Origin of the sequence: Thermus sp. CCB_US3_UF1 (assembly GCF_000236585.1) — a bacterium.
Taxonomy (GTDB): Bacteria; Deinococcota; Deinococci; order Deinococcales; family Thermaceae; genus Thermus.
In genome coordinates this window covers 1,578,672-1,593,704 of the sequence record NC_017278.1, presented here as the reverse complement: position 1 = coordinate 1,593,704, position 15,033 = coordinate 1,578,672, and the positions used below count along the sequence as shown (strand labels likewise).

The window sequence follows — 15,033 nt, the reverse complement described above, 5'->3', positions numbered from 1 at the left end:
CCACTTCCCCCGGCCTTGCGGGCTTACCCTTAGCGCTTCTCGGGCACCTTGAGCTGGCCCTTAAGGATCTGCCGCTTGAGCACCTCCAGCTTGCTCACCACGGCTGCGGGGATCAGGGCCTTGTTGTACTTGTCCAGGGCGTAGCCCACCCCGTTGTTGACCAGGCCGAACTCCCGCACCCCGCCCTTGAAGGTCTTCTGCGCCACGCTCTTGATGACCTCGTAGGTGGCCACGTCCACCCGCTTGAGCATGGAGGTGAGGCCGTGGTTCAGGGTGGCGGGGTTGTTGTCGGTGTCGCCCAGGTAGTTCTGGTTGGCGTCCACGCCGATGAAGAAGAGGGGGGTGGCCTTGGTGCCGTCGGTGCCGCAGGCCTTGGTGTAGTCGGCGTACTTGGTCACCTTGGCGTAGGGGTCGGCCTTGCGCACGAAGCGGACGGCGCCCCCTTGCTTGAGGCACTTGGTCTGCTTCACGTAGTCGATGAGCCCCAGGCCGGAGCCCCCGGCGGCGGCGTAGATGATGTCCGCCCCCTGGCGCACCTGGGCGGCGGCGATCTCCTTGGCCTTGGCCGGGTCGTTCCAAGCGGCGGGGGTATTGCCCACGTAGCCCACCAGGACCTTGCCCTGGATCTTGTCCTCCTTGAAGGCGTACTCCGCCCCGGCGCGGAAGCCGGCCTCAAACTTGTGGATCAGGGGGATGTCCATGCCCCCGATGAAGCCCACCACCCCGGTGCGGCTCAGCTTGCCCGCGATGTACCCCACCAGGAAGCTCCCCTCGTGCTCGCGGAAGACCAGGCCCACGGCGTTGGGAAGCTTCCCCTCCCCGGGCACGGCGTCGATCACGGCGAAGTTCACCTTGGGGAACTCCTTGGCGTTGGCGGTGATGGCGGGCTCGTTGGCGAAGCCTACCCCGATCACCAGGTCAAAGCCCTCTTCGGCGAAGGTGCGGATGCCCTGGCCTACCTGGGAGGGGTCGGCGGGCTCAAAGTCAAAGAGCCTGACGCCGAAGTCCTTGGCCGCCTTCTGGGCCCCTTCCCAGGCAGACTGGTTGAAGGAGCGGTCAAACTTGCCGCCGGCATCAAAGGCGATACCCACCCGGATCTGGGCCAGGCTGAGGCCCAGGGCCATTACCGCTACCAGCGCGAGGATACGTTTCATCTTCACCTCCAACGGCTATGCGCCAAGGGTATTATATCCACGGCCTAGTAAACTCAAGGCATGACCCTCGAGGCCGCCCGCAAGCGGGTCAATGAGCTGCGCGACCTCATCCGCTACCACAACTACCGCTACTACGTCCTGGATGACCCAGAGATCTCCGACGCGGAGTACGACCGCCTGCTACGGGAGCTTAAGGAGCTGGAGGCGCGTTTCCCCGAGCTCAAAACCCCCGACTCCCCCACGGAGCAGGTGGGGGCAGGGCCTTTGGAGGCCACCTTCCGCCCGGTCCGCCACCCCACCCGGATGTACTCCCTGGACAACGCCTTCAGCCTGGAGGAGGTCAAGGCCTTTGAGGAGCGCATCGCCCGGGCCCTGGGGCGGGAGGGGCCTTTCCTCTACGCGGTGGAGCACAAGGTGGACGGGCTCTCCGTGAACCTCTATTACGAGGAAGGGGTTCTGGTCTACGGGGCCACCCGGGGGGATGGGGAGACGGGGGAGGAGGTGACGCAAAACCTCCTCACCCTCCCCACCCTGCCGCGGCGGCTTAAGGGGGTGCCGGAGCGCCTGGAGGTCCGGGGGGAGGTCTACATGCCCCTCGAGGCCTTCCTCCGCCTCAACGAGGAGCTGGAGGAAAAGGGGGAGAAGGTCTTCAAGAACCCCAGGAACGCCGCTGCTGGCTCCCTGCGGCAAAAGGACCCGCGGGTCACGGCCCGAAGGGGCCTGAGGGCCACCTTCTATGCCCTGGGCCTGGGCCTGGAGGAGACGGGCCTGCGCTCGCAGCTGGAGCTTCTCCATTGGCTTAGGGAAAAAGGCTTTCCCGTGGAGCACGGCTTCACCCGCGCCCTGGGGGCGGAAGGGGTGGAGGAGGTCTACCAGGACTGGCTCCAAGGGCGGCGCGCCCTGCCCTTTGAGGCCGATGGGGTGGTGGTGAAGCTGGACGACCTCTCCCTGTGGCGGGAGCTCGGCTACACCGCCCGCTCTCCCCGCTTTGCCATCGCGTATAAGTTCCCCGCGGAGGAAAAGGAAACCCGGCTTCTCCAGGTGGTCTTCCAGGTGGGGCGCACGGGCCGCGTGACCCCGGTGGGGATCCTGGAGCCGGTTTTCCTGGAAGGGAGCGAGGTGAGCCGGGTCACCCTGCACAACGAAAGCTACATTGAGGAGCTGGACATCCGCGTGGGGGACTGGGTTTTGCTGCACAAGGCGGGCGGGGTGATCCCCGAGGTCCTAAGGGTCCTCAAGGAACGGCGCACCGGGGAGGAGAAGCCCATCCTTTGGCCGGAGGTCTGTCCGGAGTGCGGCCACCGCCTGCAGAAGGAGGGGAAGGTCCACCGCTGCCCCAACCCCTTGTGCCCCGCCAAGCGCTTTGAGGCCCTCCGCCACTACGCTTCCCGCAAGGCCATGGACATCGGCGGCCTGGGGGAGAAGCTCATAGAGAAGCTCCTGGAAAGGGGCCTGGTCAAGGACGTGGCCGACCTCTACCGCCTAAGGAAGGAGGACCTGGTGGGCCTGGAGCGCATGGGGGAGAAGAGCGCGCAAAACCTCCTCCGCCAGATCGAGGAGAGCAAGGGGCGGGGCCTGGAACGCCTCCTCTACGCCCTGGGGCTTCCCGGGGTGGGGGAGGTGCTGGCCCGCAACCTGGCGGCCCGCTTCCGCACGATGGACCGGCTCCTCGAGGCCTCCTTGGAGGAGCTTATGGAGGTGGAGGAGGTGGGGGAGCTCACCGCCAGGGGCATCCTGGAAACCCTCCGCGATCCCGCCTTTTTGGACCTGGTGCGCCGCCTGAAGGAGGCCGGGGTGGTCATGGAGGCCAAGGAGGGCGGCGGGGAGGCCTTGAAGGGCCTGACCTTCGTCCTCACCGGGGAGCTTTCCCAACCCCGGGAGGAGGTGAAGGCCCTCCTGCGCCGCCTGGGGGCCAAGGTGACGGACTCCGTGAGCCGCAAGACCAGCTACCTGGTGGTGGGGGAGGGGCCCGGGAGCAAGCTGGAAAAGGCCCGGGCCCTGGGGGTGCCCATCCTTACGGAGGCCGAGCTTTTCCGCCTCCTGGAGGAGCGCGCAGGCAAAGCCCTGGCCCTAGGCTCCGGGACCGAAGACCTTCTCCAGGGCCTCTTTGAGCCTGGAGCCGGAAAGCCCTAGGGCGAGAAGGGCCTTTTCGTAGGCCTCAGGGGTGAGGAGGCCCCTCAGGGCCTGGAGTTCCGTGCGGGAGAGGCTAGCCCCCAGGAGGACGTGCTCCTCAAAGCTTTGCCACGAGAGGGGAACCCGGGCCTTGACCAGCTCGGCCACCGCCCGGGCGTATTCGCGGATCTCCCACTGGGCCTCGGGGGCCAGGCGGAGCTTGAGGAATCCGAAGAGGTTGTGCAGGTCCTGCTTCCAGTAGAACTCGGTGTAGAGCCCCAAGGGGAGGACAACCCTGGCCATCTCCCGGGCGATGCCCCGTTCCAGGAGGGCCTGGTAGGCCCGATAGGCCTCCTTTTCCACCCCTTGGAGGAGGGCCGTGGCTTCAGGGTCTTCCAGCGCCCCTTCCGAACCCTGCTTGTTCTTCCCCGAAGGCTTTCGCCAGGCTTGGGGCTCGTAAAACTCCTCCTTGAGGACCGAGTAGCGCCCCGAAACTTCGTTGACGCTTGCGGTGCGGTGGCGGAACCACTGCCGGGCCACGAAGAGGGGGGCCTTGACGTGGAACTTGAACACCACCATCTCAAAGGGGCTGGTGTGGCGGTGGCGCATGAGGTAGTCGATGAGGGCGGCATCCTCCCGCACCGTCTTGGTCCCTTCGCCGTAGGACACCCGGGCCGCCTGGACCACGGCCCGGTCGTCCCCCATGACGTCCACCAGACGCACAAAGCCCTTGTCCAGCACGGGGATGGCGCTAGGGGGTTCCATGCCCCCAAGTCTACTTGCCTTCGGGCTTCCGGGGTTCTACCCTAGGCGTATGCGGGTCAGGACGCCCTGGGCCTTCAAGCGGAGGCATGGCCGCTACCGAAGGCCTGGCCTTTGCGGGTGAAGAGGGAAGGCCTTAGGATGGAAAGGCTTTGGGGCGCATGGCGCCTTAGGGAGAATGGAGATGCTAACCTTGCCGGATTTTCCCCTGCCGGATGCCAGGGGGCGGTTTGGCCCCTACGGGGGGCGGTACGTCCCCGAAACCCTGATCCCGGCCCTGGAGGAGGTGGAAGCCGCCTACCTCGAGGCCAGGCAGGATCCTCGCTTTTTGGCGGAGCTGGACCATTACCTGAAGCACTTCGCTGGCCGTCCCACCCCGCTTTTTCACGCCCGGCGGCTTTCCGAGTACTGGGGTGGGGCCCAGGTGTACCTGAAGCGGGAAGACCTCCTGCACACCGGGGCCCATAAGATCAACAACACCCTGGGCCAGGCCCTCCTGGCCAAGCGCATGGGCAAGGGGCGGGTGGTGGCGGAAACGGGGGCGGGCCAGCACGGGGTGAGCGTGGCCACGGTGGCGGCCCTCTTTGGCCTGGAGTGCGTGGTCTACATGGGGGAGGAGGACGTGCGGCGCCAGGCCCTCAACGTCTTCCGCATGAAGCTCCTGGGGGCCGAGGTACGGCCCGTGGCCTCGGGTAGCCGCACCCTCAAGGACGCCACCAACGAGGCCATCCGCGACTGGATCACCCACGTGCGCTCCACCTTCTACATCCTGGGCTCGGTGGTGGGCCCCCACCCCTACCCCAGGATGGTGCGGGACTTCCAAAGCGTCATCGGCGAGGAGGTGAAGGAGGAAAGCCTCAGGCGCTTTGGCCGCTACCCCGATGCCCTCATCGCCGCCGTGGGCGGCGGGTCCAACGCCATCGGCCTCTTTGCCCCTTTCGCCTACCTGCCCAAAGGGGAAAGGCCCCGCCTCATCGGGGTGGAGGCCGCAGGGGAAGGGCTTGCCAGCGGCCGGCACGCGGCCAGCATCGGCGCCGGGAAGCGGGGGGTGTTGCACGGGAGCTACATGTACCTTCTCTACGACCACGACGGCCAGATCACCCCGGCCCACTCCGTTTCCGCTGGGTTGGACTACCCGGGGGTGGGGCCGGAGCACAGCTACTACGCCGACGCCGGCCTGGCCGAGTACGCCAGCGTCACCGACGAGGAGGCCCTGGAGGGCTTCAAGCTCCTGGCCCGCCTCGAGGGCATCCTGCCCGCCCTGGAGTCCGCCCACGCCATCGCCCATGCCGCCAAGGTGGTGCCGGAGATGGACAAGGACCAGATCGTGGTCATCAACCTCTCGGGCCGGGGGGATAAGGACGTGACCGAGGTGATGGGCCTTCTCGGGGGGGAGCTATGACCACGCAGGAAGCCTTTGCCCGGGCCAAGGCCCAAGGCCGGGCCGCCCTCATCCCCTACCTCACCGCCGGCTTCCCCAGCCGGGAGGGCTTCCTAAGGGCCGTGGAGGAGGTCCTCCCCTACGCCGACCTCCTGGAGATCGGCCTGCCCTACTCCGACCCCTTGGGGGACGGCCCCGTGATCCAGCGGGCCAGCGAGGTGGCCCTGAAGAAGGGGATGAGCGTCCAGGGGGTTTTGGAGCTCTTTCGGGAGGTGCGTTCCCTCACCGATAAGCCCCTCTTCCTCATGACCTACCTGAACCCCATCCTGGCCTGGGGACCGGAGCGCTTCTTTAGCCTTTTCCGCCAGGCCGGGGCCACGGGCCTCATCCTCCCCGACCTGCCCCCCGACGAAGACCCGGCCCTGGTGCGCCTGGCCCAGGAGATCGGCCTGGAAACCGTCTTCCTCCTCGCCCCCACCTCCACCGACCGCCGCATTGAGACCGTGGTGGCCTACGCCACGGGCTTCGTCTACGCGGTCTCCGTCACCGGGGTCACGGGGGAACGGGAGCGCCTGCCCGAGGAGGTGGGGGACCTGGTGCGGCGCATCCGGGCCAAGACCCCCCTGCCTGTGGCCGTGGGCTTCGGGGTTTCTGGCCGCTCCACGGCGGCCCAGGCGGCGGTGGCGGACGGGGTGGTGGTGGGAAGCGCCCTGGTGCGGGCCCTGGAAGGGGATCGCCCCCTGGCCCCTCTCCTGGAGGAGGTTCTTGAAGGCCTTTGCCGGAGGGAGCCCGCCTAGGCCTGGGCCCCCCCCGGGAAGCCCCGCGCCCTAGGCTAGGGGTAGCTCCAGGGGCTCGGGGGCCTTGAGGATGGTTTCCGGATCGGGGTAGCGGAGGATGCGGTAGAGGGGGTCCCGCTCCGCCGGGCGGAAGCCCGCGTCCACGATGTGCCGCACGATCTCCCACACCGTGGCGTGGGTGCGCCCGTGCCCCCCTGCCGCCGAGACCACGTTCTCCTCCAGCATGGTGCTGCCAAAGTCATCCGCCCCGTAGTAGAGGGCGGCCTGGGCCACCTTGAAGCCCAGGGTGGGCCAGGAGGCCTGGAAGTGGGCAAAGTTGTCCAGGGCTAGCCGGGCGATGCTCAGGGTCTTCAGGTACTCGTGGGCCGTGGCCCCCGGGGCCTTGCCCTTGAGGCGGGTGTGCTCCACCTGCAGGGTCCAAAGGGCGAAGGCGGCAAAGCCGTTGCCGTAACGTTCCAGGGCCCGATCCTGCTGGGCCCTGATCCCCAGGAGGTGGGCCGTGCGCTCCCTTGGGCCTTCCCCGAACCCAATGACCATGCTGGCCAGGGTGTAAAGCCCTAGGGCCTGGGCCGCGTCCACGATGCGGTACCAGTCGGCACTGCGGATGCGGGCCGGGGCCGCTTTTTGCCGCACCTCGTCCACCAGGATCTCCGCCCCCGCGCCCGGCATCCCGTCCAGGCCGGCCTCCTTGAGCCTTTCCAGGATGGCCTCGGCCTTCAGCCCCGTGAGCCTCTCCAGGCCCAGGATCTCCTCGGGGCTGAAGGCGTCGATGCGCAGGTCGGGGAAGCGGCCTTTGAGGTAGCGGAGGAGGTCCAGGTACCAGTCCAGGGGAAGCTCGGGGTTCACCCCGCCTTGCATGAGGATCCGCCTTCCCCCCACCTGGTAAAGCTCTTCCACCTTGCGGGCGATCTCCTCGTAGGTCAGGGTGTAGGCGTCCTTCTGCCGCTTGGTGCGGTAGAAGGCGCAAAAAGCGCAGGCCACGGTGCAGACGTTGGTGTAGTTGATGTTGCGGTCAATGAGGAAGGTGACCACCTCGGGGTCGGTTTTCCTCAGCCGCACCTCGTGGGCGGCGGCGGCCAGCTCGGGGAGGGGGAGGTAGAAGAGGTGCAGGACCTCGGCCTCGGAAAGCCTTTCCCCCCTCACGGCCTTCTCCAGAACGTCCATGTTCCCCATGCTACACCCTTTCCGCTAGGCTACCTGGAGCCCCGGCCACGTAGAATGGCGGTATGGAACTCCAGCTGGTGCCCATAGAGAAGCCGGAGGGGGTGAACGTGATCCTGGGCCAGGCCCACTTCATCAAGACCGTGGAGGACCTGCACGAGGCCTTGGTGACCGCCGTGCCCGGCATCAGGTTTGGCCTGGCCTTTTCCGAGGCCAGCGGCAAGCGCCTCATCCGCCGCTCGGGCACGGACCCCGAGCTCACGGGGCTGGCCGTGAGGAACCTGGAGCGCCTGGCCTGTGGGCACGCCTTTTTGATCGTATTGGGGGAGGGGTTTTACCCCATCAACGTCCTCCATGCGGTGAAGGCCTGCCCCGAGGTGGTGCGCCTCTATGCCGCCACCGCCAACCCCCTCAAGGTGGTGGTGGCGGAAGAAGGGGAACAGCGGGCCATCCTGGGGGTGATGGACGGCTTCAAGCCCCTGGGGGTGGAGGACGAGGCCGAGGTGGCCTGGCGCCAGGACCTCCTGCGCCGCTTGGGCTACAAGCTATAATGCCCCCCATGGAAGGCACCCTGGCGCCCGACTTTGCCCTCCCCGACCAGGAGGGCCGGATCCACCGCCTGGCCGACTACCGGGGGCAGTGGGTGGTCCTCTATTTCTACCCCAAGGACGACACCCCGGGCTGCACCAAGGAGGCCTGCGGTTTCCGCGACCGCATGGGGTACCTAAGGGCCTTGGGGGCGGTGGTCCTGGGGGTGTCGGCCGACGATGTGGAAAGCCACCGGCGCTTTGCCGAGAAGTACGGCCTGAACTTTCCCCTCCTGGCCGATCCTGGGCGGCAGGCCATCCTGGCCTACGGGGCCTGGGGGAAGAAAAACCTCTACGGCAAGGAGTACGAGGGGGTCTTGCGCCAGACCTTCCTCATCAACCCGGAGGGCCAGGTGGCCAAGGTGTGGCGGAAGGTTTCCCCCGAGGGGCACGCCGAGGAGGTGGCGGAGGCCCTGAAGGCCCTGAGGGGAGGCTAATGGAACGCCCCTTGGAGAGCTACAAGAAGGAGGCGGCCCACGCCGCGGTGGCCTATGTGCAGGACGGGATGGTGGTGGGCTTAGGCACCGGCTCCACCGCCCGCTACGCCGTCCTCGAGCTGGCCCGCCGCCTGCGGGAGGGGGAGCTTAGGGGGGTCCTGGGGGTGGCCACCTCCAGGGCCACGGAGGAGTTGGCCCGCAAGGAGGGGATCCCCCTGGTGGACCTTCCCCCCGAGGGGGTGGACCTGGCCATCGACGGGGCGGACGAGATCGCCCCCGACCTCTCCCTCATCAAGGGGATGGGGGGGGCCCTCCTGCGGGAGAAGATCGTGGAGAGCGTGGCCCGGGAGTTCCTGGTCGTCGCCGACCACACCAAGAAGGTCCCCACCCTGGGCCGGGGGCCTTTGCCGGTGGAGATCGTCCCCTTCGGCTACCGGGCCACCCTACGGGCCATCGCCGCGCTTGGGGGGGAGCCGGAGCTCCGCATGGATGGGGACGAGGTCTTCTTCACCGATGGCGGCCACCTGATCGCCGACTGCCGCTTCGGCCCCATCGGGGACCCCTGGGGCCTGCACAAGGCCCTCCTGGAGATCCCCGGGGTGGTGGAAACCGGCCTCTTTCTGGGCCTGGCCACCCGGGCCCTGGTGGCGGGGCCTTTGGGGGTGGAGGAGCTTTTGCCCTAGGTGTACACTCTAGGCATGAAGGGCATGCCCCGGGCCTAGGGCGGGGAGGGTTTCCCCGCCCGGGGCGCATGCCCCGGTTTTTTTTGGAGGAGCGGCATGGAAAAGGTCTTTTACGTCACTACCCCCATCTACTACGTCAACGCCGAGCCCCATCTGGGCCACGCCTACACCACGGTGGTGGCCGACTTCCTGGCCCGCTGGCACCGGCTGGACGGTTACCGCACCTTCTTCCTCACCGGGACCGACGAGCACGGGGAGACGGTCTTCCGGGCGGCGGAGCGGGCGGGGGAGGACCCCAAGGCCTTCGTGGACCGGGTATCCGAGCGCTTCCGCCGGGCCTGGGACCTTTTGAGCATCGCCTACGACGATTTCATCCGCACCACCGAGGCGCGGCACCAACAGGTGGTGCAAAGGGTGTTGCAGAAGGTCTACGAGGCCGGGGATATCTACTACGGGGAGTACGAGGGTCTTTACTGCGTGAGCTGCGAGCGCTTTTACACGGAAAAGGAGCTCTTGGAGGGCCTCTGCCCCATCCATGGCCGCCCCGTGGAAAGGCGGAAGGAGGGGAACTACTTCTTCCGCATGGAGCGGTACCGGGAGTGGCTCATCGATTACCTCCAGACCCGTCCCGACCTGATCCGGCCCGAGGGCTACCGGAACGAGGTCCTTTCCATGCTCTCCGAACCCATCGGGGACCTTTCCATCTCCCGGCCCCGGGCCCGGGTGCCCTGGGGCATCCCCCTGCCCTGGGACGAGGAGCATGTGACCTACGTCTGGTTTGACGCCCTCCTCAACTACGTGTCCGCCCTGGGCTACCCCGAGGGGGAGGCCTTCGCCACCTTCTGGCCCCAGGCCTGGCACCTGATCGGCAAGGATATCCTCAAGCCCCACGCGGTCTTCTGGCCCACCATGCTCAAGGCGGCCGGGATCCCCATGTACCGCCACCTCAACGTGGGGGGGTTTTTGCTGGGCCCGGATGGGCGGAAGATGAGCAAGACCCTGGGGAACGTGGTGGACCCCTTTGCCCTCCTGGAGCGGTACGGGCGGGACGCCTTGCGCTACTACCTCTTGCGGGAGATCCCCTACGGCCAGGACACCCCTGTGAGCGAGGAGGCCCTTCGGGGCCGGTACGAAGCCGACCTGGCCGACGACCTGGGGAACCTGGTACAGCGGGTCCGGGCCATGCTCCAGCGCTTTGCCGGGGGACGGATCCCCGAGCCCGTTCCGGGGGAGGAACTGGAGGCGGGAACCGCCCTCTTGGCCAAGCTTAGGCCCCTGGTGCGGGAGCTCAGGTTCCACCTGGCCCTCGAGGAGGTCATGGCCTACGTGAAGGGGCTGAACCGCTACCTCAACGAGAAGCGCCCCTGGGAGGTGCAGAAAAATGACCCTGAAGGGGCCAAGGCCGTGCTCTACCGGGTGTTGGAGGGCCTGAGGATCGCCTCCATCCTCCTCACCCCGGCCATGCCCGGCAAGATGGCCGAGCTCCGCCGGGCCTTGGGCCTGAAGGAGGAGGTGGGTCTGGAGGAGGCTGGGCGCTGGGGCTTGGCCACCCCTGGGCCCATCCCGGAGGAGGCCCCGGTGCTCTTCCCCAAGGAGGTCCCTTCCCGGGAAGGAGGAAAAGTGGAAACGAAAGGGCGCGAGGAGGATCGGCTTATTGGCCTCGAGGACTTCGCCAAGGTGGAGCTGCGGGTGGCGGAGGTGGTGGCCGCCGAGCGGCACCCCAACGCCGAAAGGCTTCTGGTCCTGCGGCTTTCCCTGGGGGGGGAGGAGCGCACCGTGGTCTCGGGCATCGCCCAGTGGTACCGCCCCGAGGCGCTGGTGGGCAAGAAGGTGGTCCTGGTGGCCAACCTCAAGCCCGCCAAGCTCCGGGGGGTAGAAAGCCAAGGGATGATCCTGGCGGCCCAGGAGGGGGACAGGCTCGCCCTGGTCACGGTGGAGGGGGAGATCCCCCCAGGGGCCCTGGTCAAATGACCTAGGGGCCGGGATTTTCCCCGGCCCCCTTCCTTACCCCCTAGCGGGTGGCGTTCAGCACCTCCAGGGCCCGCTTCAGGATGGCGTCATTTTCCAGGTCCAAGACCGCCTGGCCCCGCTCCTCGGGCAGGGGGCGCTGGCGCTGGGGCTCGGCGTAGCTGAACTTGCCCTCCTGGTCCGCCTTCACCTTCACCGTCTTGCCGTTCAGGGTCAGGGTCACCTCGGCTCCCGGCGGGGCCCCGGCCCCCTGGACGGAGAAGGGGGTGGGGAAGCGGGTGTCCTTCACCTCCAGGTCGGGCTTCAGGCCCTCCTTGTTGAGGGCGCGGCGCTTAGGGGTGAGCCACTCAAAGGTGACCAGGGTGAGCTCCCCGCCGTTGGCCAGGGTGTAGGGGGTCTGGCCCACCCCCTTGCCGAAGGTCTTCTCCCCGATCACCCGGGCCCGGCCGTAGTCCTGCAGGGCCCCGGCCACGATCTCGCTGGCGGAGGCGGAGTTGCCGTTGACCAGGACCACCATGGGACCGTCCCACAGGGGCCTGCCCGAGGCCTCACACCAGACCCGGGTGAGGTTCTTGGTGCGGGTGTAGACGATGGGGCCTTCCTTCAGGAAGGCGCTGGCCACGGCGCACCCCTGGTCCAGGAGGCCGCCCCCGTTGTCGCGCAGGTCAAAGATGAGCTTCTTCATCCCCTGGGCCTTGAGGTCCTCGATGGCCTTCTTGAGCTGGTCCTCCACTTTGAAGTTGGCGAAGGTTTCCAGGGCGATGTAGCCCACATCCCCGATCCTGCCGGTGGAAACCGAGATGATCTCCACCTTCTCCCGCACCAGCTCGAAGACCAAGGGGGCAGGGGTGCCCTCCCGGCGCACCTTGATGGTGACCTTGGTCCCCTCGCGGCCCCGGATCCGGGCCACCACCTCCTGCAGGGGGAGGGCGGTCACGTCCTGGCCGTCCACCTCCAGGATCACGTCCCCCGCCCGCATCCCCGCCCGCTGGGCGGGCAGGCCCTTCATCACCCCCTCGATCTTGGCCCCGGTGCCGTCGGGGTTGGCGGGGCTTAGGGTGGCCCCGATGCCGAAGAACTCCCCCCGAAGGTCCTCCTGGCGCAGGCTGGCCCGCTGGGGCGGGGAGTAGCTGGTAAAGGGGTCCTTGAGGGCGGAGATCATGCCCCCGATGGCCCCTTCCAGGAGGGCGTTGAGCCTGTCCCGGGGCAGGGACTCCAGGTAGTCCTGTTGGATCCTTTGGTAGACCTCCAGGAGGGCCTGGCCGTTGGGGTTTTGCAGGAGGCCTTCCGCCTGGGGCCGGGGCAGCTGGGCGTAGACCAGGGCCAAGAAGACCCCGATTCCCGCGAGGAACCACGCGCCTTTTTTCATCTTCTCCCTCACCTGAAGTCCACTATAGCGCTTCTCCATGAGAAGAAACCGTAATCCCTGGCCCACCTGGCCCCTGGGCCCCCTATAGTGGGGGCATGATCGCCTTCCACCGGGTGGGCCTGGAGTACCCCCGCACCGGTACCAAAGCCCTCTATAACGTGAGCCTCGAGGTCAAGAAGGGGGAGTTCGTCTACGTGGTGGGCCACTCGGGGGCGGGGAAGTCCACCCTCCTCTCCCTCATCCTCCGCCGCCTCCTCCCCACCCAAGGGGCGGTGTACGTGGCGGGGAAAAACCTCAAGGACCTGCGGGGGGACCAGGTGGCCCTGCACCGCCGCCGGATCGGCATGGTCTTCCAGGACCACCGTCTCCTCCCCGACCTGACCGTGGAGGAGAACCTGGCCTTTGTCCTGGAGGTGCAGGGGGTGCCGCGGAGGGAGTGGTCCGAGCGCATCACCCTGGCCCTGCGCCGGGTGGGCCTCTTCCACAAGAAGCGGGCCTTCCCCGAGGAGCTTTCCGTGGGGGAGGCCCAGCGGGTGGCCCTGGCCCGGGCCCTCCTCCTGGACCCCCCCGTGATCCTAGCCGACGAGCCCACGGGCAACCTGGACCCGGAAAACGCCCTGCAGGTCCTGGAGATCCTCAAGGGGGCCCACCAGCGGGGGGCCACGGTGGTGGTGGCCACCCATAGCCGCGAGCTCCTGGAGGCTTACCCCGCCCGGGTGGTGGTCCTGAAGGCGGGGCAGGTGGTGCGGGACGAGCGTCCCGGGGAGGGTGGTAGCATAAGGGTAAGGGAAAGCCCTGACCGGGGCGGAAAGGAGGGCGCATGAACGTCTACAAGCTCATCGGCCGCAATCTGGAGATCACCGACGCCATCCGGGACTACGTGGAGAGGAAGCTCTCCCGCCTGGACCGCTACCAGAACGGGGAGCTCATGGCCAAGGTGGTCCTCTCCCTGGCGGGTAGCGCCCACGTGGAGCGCAAGGCCAAGGCGGAAGTGCAGGTGGACCTCCCCGGGGGGCTGGTCCGGGTGGAGGAGGAGGACCCCGACCTCTACGCGGCCATCGACCGCATGGTGGACCGGCTGGAAACCCAGCTCAAGCGCTACCGGGAGCGCCGCTTCATCGGCAAGCGCCACTCCTACCAGGGTCCCCCGCCCCCCGAGGTGCGGGACCTGGAGGCCCTGCGCAAGCCCGAGGAGGAGGAAGGCCCCCGGATCGTGCGGGTCAAGCGCTTTGAGATGAAGCCCATGGACCCCGAGGAGGCCGCCTTCCAGATGGAGGCCTTGGGCCACGATTTCTTCGTCTTCCGCAACGCGGAAACCGATCAGATCAACGTCATCTACCGCCGCAAGGACGGGAACTACGGCCTGATTGAGCCGGCCTAGTAGTAGGCCTCGGGGTCCACGAAGCGGGTGGCCTCCCCCACCCGCACCGCTACCCGGAACTCCAGCTCCTCGGGGCGGATGAGGAGGCCACCCCCTGTGTAGCCCAAGAGCTGGCCCCGGGCCACCTTTTCCCCCTCCCGCACCAGGGGTTCTTGCAGGTTAGTGTAGACGGTGGAGAGGGTTTCCGTGTGCACCAGCATCACCGTGTAGCCCAGGTTGGGCAGGTAGAGGACGCCGGCCACGTAGCCTTCGGCGGCGGCCTGCACCGGGCTTCCCGGGGCTGGGCCCTGGATCACCTGGAAAGGGCCCTCCTGGCCGTAAGGGACCAGGACCCGTCCCCCGGGCACGGGGAAGGCCAGCCGGCCCACCGCGGCGGGGAGGGGCGGGGGCGGGACCACCACCTGGGTGGGGCGGGCGGCTGCCTGGCGGCGGGCCGCTTCCTGCCGCCGGCGTTCTTCCTCCTGGCGCCTAAGTTCCCGAAGCCTTTGCCGTTCCTGGAGGATTTGGGCCTGCAGCCGGCCCAGTTCGGCCTGGAGGCGTTGCCGCTCCGCCAAAGCTTCCCGCAGAAGGGCCCGCTTGCCCTCCCCTTCCTGCCGCAGGGCGCTTAGGGTGGCCTCGAGGCTCCGCCGCTCCCGCTCCAAGGAGGCCTGGGTTTCCGCCAGGGTGCGCTCCTTGGCGGAAAGGTCGGCAAGGAGGAGGGAAAGCCTTTCCCGCTCCTCCTTGAGGGCCTTGAGGGTGCCCTGTAGGGTGCGCACCAGGGCCGCGTCCTGGGCCGAGATGTACCCCACCCAGCGGGCCCGCACCGCCAGGTCGGTGAAGGACTGGGCCCGAAGAAGGGGCAGGTAGCGCCCGGCTTGTTCCCGGTGGAGGCTTTGCAGCAGGGCCCGCAGCCGCTCTTTCAGGTCCTCCAGGTCCTTCTCCAGCTTGGCGATCCGCCCCTCCGTCCGGCGCACCTCCCCTTGGAGGCGGGCGATCTCCTGACGCAGGGCGGCGCGCTCCTTTTCCAGGCGGGCCAGGGTGGCCTCGAGGCGGCCCTTCTCCGCCAAAAGCCCCTGCACCCTTTGGGAGAGGCGGGCCAGCTCCCGGTCCAGGGCCTGGATCCGCGCCTGGCTTTGGGTTTCCAGGCGCCTGGCCTGGGCCACCTGCTCCTCCAGGGAGCGCACCTTTCGTTCCTGGGCCCCCAGGTCCTGGGCGTGCCCCAGGAGGAAAAGGAGGAGGAGCCCCCAAAGCCAAGGCCGCAC

Annotated in this window: 14 protein-coding genes; 9 read left to right on the top strand and 5 right to left on the bottom strand. The window is 68.0% G+C overall.

The window, feature by feature from the left end:
* Nucleotides 1–29: 29 nt before the first annotated feature.
* The gene (locus tag TCCBUS3UF1_RS07895; RefSeq protein WP_041433832.1) at nt 30–1,154 is read right to left on the bottom strand and encodes a BMP family protein; all 1,125 of its coding nucleotides are present in this window, start codon (nt 1,152–1,154) and stop codon (nt 30–32) included.
* Nucleotides 1,155–1,214: 60 nt separating this feature from the next.
* Between TCCBUS3UF1_RS07895 and ligA the strand changes: the two genes are divergently transcribed.
* Nucleotides 1,215–3,287, top strand: coding sequence for an NAD-dependent DNA ligase LigA (ligA, locus tag TCCBUS3UF1_RS07890; protein ID WP_014515990.1), 2,073 nt, complete (start codon nt 1,215–1,217; stop codon nt 3,285–3,287).
* Here the strand turns inward: ligA and thyX are convergent.
* The gene (thyX, locus tag TCCBUS3UF1_RS07885) at nt 3,225–4,031 is read right to left on the bottom strand and encodes an FAD-dependent thymidylate synthase (protein WP_041433831.1); all 807 of its coding nucleotides are present in this window, start codon (nt 4,029–4,031) and stop codon (nt 3,225–3,227) included. The two genes, ligA and thyX, sit on opposite strands and share 63 nt — an antisense overlap.
* A 181-nt stretch (nt 4,032–4,212) precedes the next feature.
* Between thyX and trpB the strand changes: the two genes are divergently transcribed.
* Nucleotides 4,213–5,430: a tryptophan synthase subunit beta gene (gene trpB / locus TCCBUS3UF1_RS07880; protein WP_041434010.1), complete on the top strand. Its 1,218-nt coding sequence runs from the start codon at nt 4,213–4,215 to the stop codon at nt 5,428–5,430.
* Nucleotides 5,427–6,206, top strand: coding sequence for a tryptophan synthase subunit alpha (gene trpA, locus TCCBUS3UF1_RS07875; RefSeq protein ID WP_014515987.1), 780 nt, complete (start codon nt 5,427–5,429; stop codon nt 6,204–6,206). Before trpB ends, trpA begins: the two co-directional genes overlap by 4 nt.
* A gap of 30 nt (nt 6,207–6,236) precedes the next feature.
* Here trpA and mqnC read toward each other — a convergent pair whose 3' ends face one another.
* Complete coding sequence (gene mqnC, locus TCCBUS3UF1_RS07870; RefSeq protein WP_014515986.1) at nt 6,237–7,379, bottom strand: cyclic dehypoxanthinyl futalosine synthase; 1,143 nt, start codon at nt 7,377–7,379, stop codon at nt 6,237–6,239.
* A 53-nt stretch (nt 7,380–7,432) separates the two neighbouring features.
* Here mqnC and TCCBUS3UF1_RS07865 point away from each other — a divergent pair, with 53 nt between their 5' ends.
* The 4 genes from TCCBUS3UF1_RS07865 (at nt 7,433) to metG (ending at nt 11,045) form a co-directional block, all read left to right on the top strand.
* Nucleotides 7,433–7,918 (top strand): adenosine-specific kinase, encoded by a 486-nt coding sequence (locus TCCBUS3UF1_RS07865; protein WP_014515985.1) that lies wholly within the window; start codon nt 7,433–7,435, stop codon nt 7,916–7,918.
* Nucleotides 7,918–8,391, top strand: a complete 474-nt coding sequence (gene bcp, locus TCCBUS3UF1_RS07860; RefSeq protein WP_155983282.1) for a thioredoxin-dependent thiol peroxidase — start codon at nt 7,918–7,920, stop codon at nt 8,389–8,391. Before TCCBUS3UF1_RS07865 ends, bcp begins: the two co-directional genes overlap by 1 nt.
* Nucleotides 8,391–9,074 carry a ribose-5-phosphate isomerase RpiA gene (rpiA, locus tag TCCBUS3UF1_RS07855; protein WP_014515983.1) on the top strand — a complete coding sequence of 228 codons (684 nt, stop codon included), beginning with the start codon at nt 8,391–8,393 and terminating at the stop codon, nt 9,072–9,074. Before bcp ends, rpiA begins: the two co-directional genes overlap by 1 nt.
* Nucleotides 9,075–9,170: 96 nt before the next feature.
* Nucleotides 9,171–11,045, top strand: coding sequence for a methionine--tRNA ligase (gene metG / locus TCCBUS3UF1_RS07850; protein ID WP_014515982.1), 1,875 nt, complete (start codon nt 9,171–9,173; stop codon nt 11,043–11,045).
* A 40-nt stretch (nt 11,046–11,085) separates the two neighbouring features.
* Here metG and TCCBUS3UF1_RS07845 read toward each other — a convergent pair whose 3' ends face one another.
* Nucleotides 11,086–12,411 carry a S41 family peptidase gene (locus TCCBUS3UF1_RS07845; protein WP_041434008.1) on the bottom strand — a complete coding sequence of 442 codons (1,326 nt, stop codon included), beginning with the start codon at nt 12,409–12,411 and terminating at the stop codon, nt 11,086–11,088.
* Nucleotides 12,412–12,506: 95 nt separating this feature from the next.
* Here TCCBUS3UF1_RS07845 and ftsE point away from each other — a divergent pair, with 95 nt between their 5' ends.
* The gene (ftsE, locus tag TCCBUS3UF1_RS07840) at nt 12,507–13,235 is read left to right on the top strand and encodes a cell division ATP-binding protein FtsE (RefSeq protein WP_014515980.1); all 729 of its coding nucleotides are present in this window, start codon (nt 12,507–12,509) and stop codon (nt 13,233–13,235) included.
* Nucleotides 13,232–13,792, top strand: coding sequence for a ribosome hibernation-promoting factor, HPF/YfiA family (gene hpf / locus TCCBUS3UF1_RS07835; RefSeq protein ID WP_014515979.1), 561 nt, complete (start codon nt 13,232–13,234; stop codon nt 13,790–13,792). Before ftsE ends, hpf begins: the two co-directional genes overlap by 4 nt.
* Here hpf and TCCBUS3UF1_RS07830 read toward each other — a convergent pair.
* Complete coding sequence (locus TCCBUS3UF1_RS07830; protein ID WP_014515978.1) at nt 13,789–15,033, bottom strand: murein hydrolase activator EnvC; 1,245 nt, start codon at nt 15,031–15,033, stop codon at nt 13,789–13,791. The genes hpf and TCCBUS3UF1_RS07830 overlap by 4 nt on opposite strands.

Bases quoted from the DNA above. Each gene is read 5' to 3' on its own strand.
- TCCBUS3UF1_RS07895 (WP_041433832.1), bottom strand. From the start codon at position 1,154: ATGAAACGTATCCTCGCGCTGGTAGCGGTAATGGCCCTGGGCCTCAGC.
- ligA (WP_014515990.1), top strand. From the start codon at position 1,215: ATGACCCTCGAGGCCGCCCGCAAGCGGGTCAATGAGCTGCGCGACCTC.
- thyX (WP_041433831.1), bottom strand. From the start codon at position 4,031: ATGGAACCCCCTAGCGCCATCCCCGTGCTGGACAAGGGCTTTGTGCGT.
- trpB (WP_041434010.1), top strand. From the start codon at position 4,213: ATGCTAACCTTGCCGGATTTTCCCCTGCCGGATGCCAGGGGGCGGTTT.
- trpA (WP_014515987.1), top strand. From the start codon at position 5,427: ATGACCACGCAGGAAGCCTTTGCCCGGGCCAAGGCCCAAGGCCGGGCC.
- mqnC (WP_014515986.1), bottom strand. From the start codon at position 7,379: ATGGGGAACATGGACGTTCTGGAGAAGGCCGTGAGGGGGGAAAGGCTT.
- TCCBUS3UF1_RS07865 (WP_014515985.1), top strand. From the start codon at position 7,433: ATGGAACTCCAGCTGGTGCCCATAGAGAAGCCGGAGGGGGTGAACGTG.
- bcp (WP_155983282.1), top strand. From the start codon at position 7,918: ATGCCCCCCATGGAAGGCACCCTGGCGCCCGACTTTGCCCTCCCCGAC.
- rpiA (WP_014515983.1), top strand. From the start codon at position 8,391: ATGGAACGCCCCTTGGAGAGCTACAAGAAGGAGGCGGCCCACGCCGCG.
- metG (WP_014515982.1), top strand. From the start codon at position 9,171: ATGGAAAAGGTCTTTTACGTCACTACCCCCATCTACTACGTCAACGCC.
- TCCBUS3UF1_RS07845 (WP_041434008.1), bottom strand. From the start codon at position 12,411: ATGAAAAAAGGCGCGTGGTTCCTCGCGGGAATCGGGGTCTTCTTGGCC.
- ftsE (WP_014515980.1), top strand. From the start codon at position 12,507: ATGATCGCCTTCCACCGGGTGGGCCTGGAGTACCCCCGCACCGGTACC.
- hpf (WP_014515979.1), top strand. From the start codon at position 13,232: ATGAACGTCTACAAGCTCATCGGCCGCAATCTGGAGATCACCGACGCC.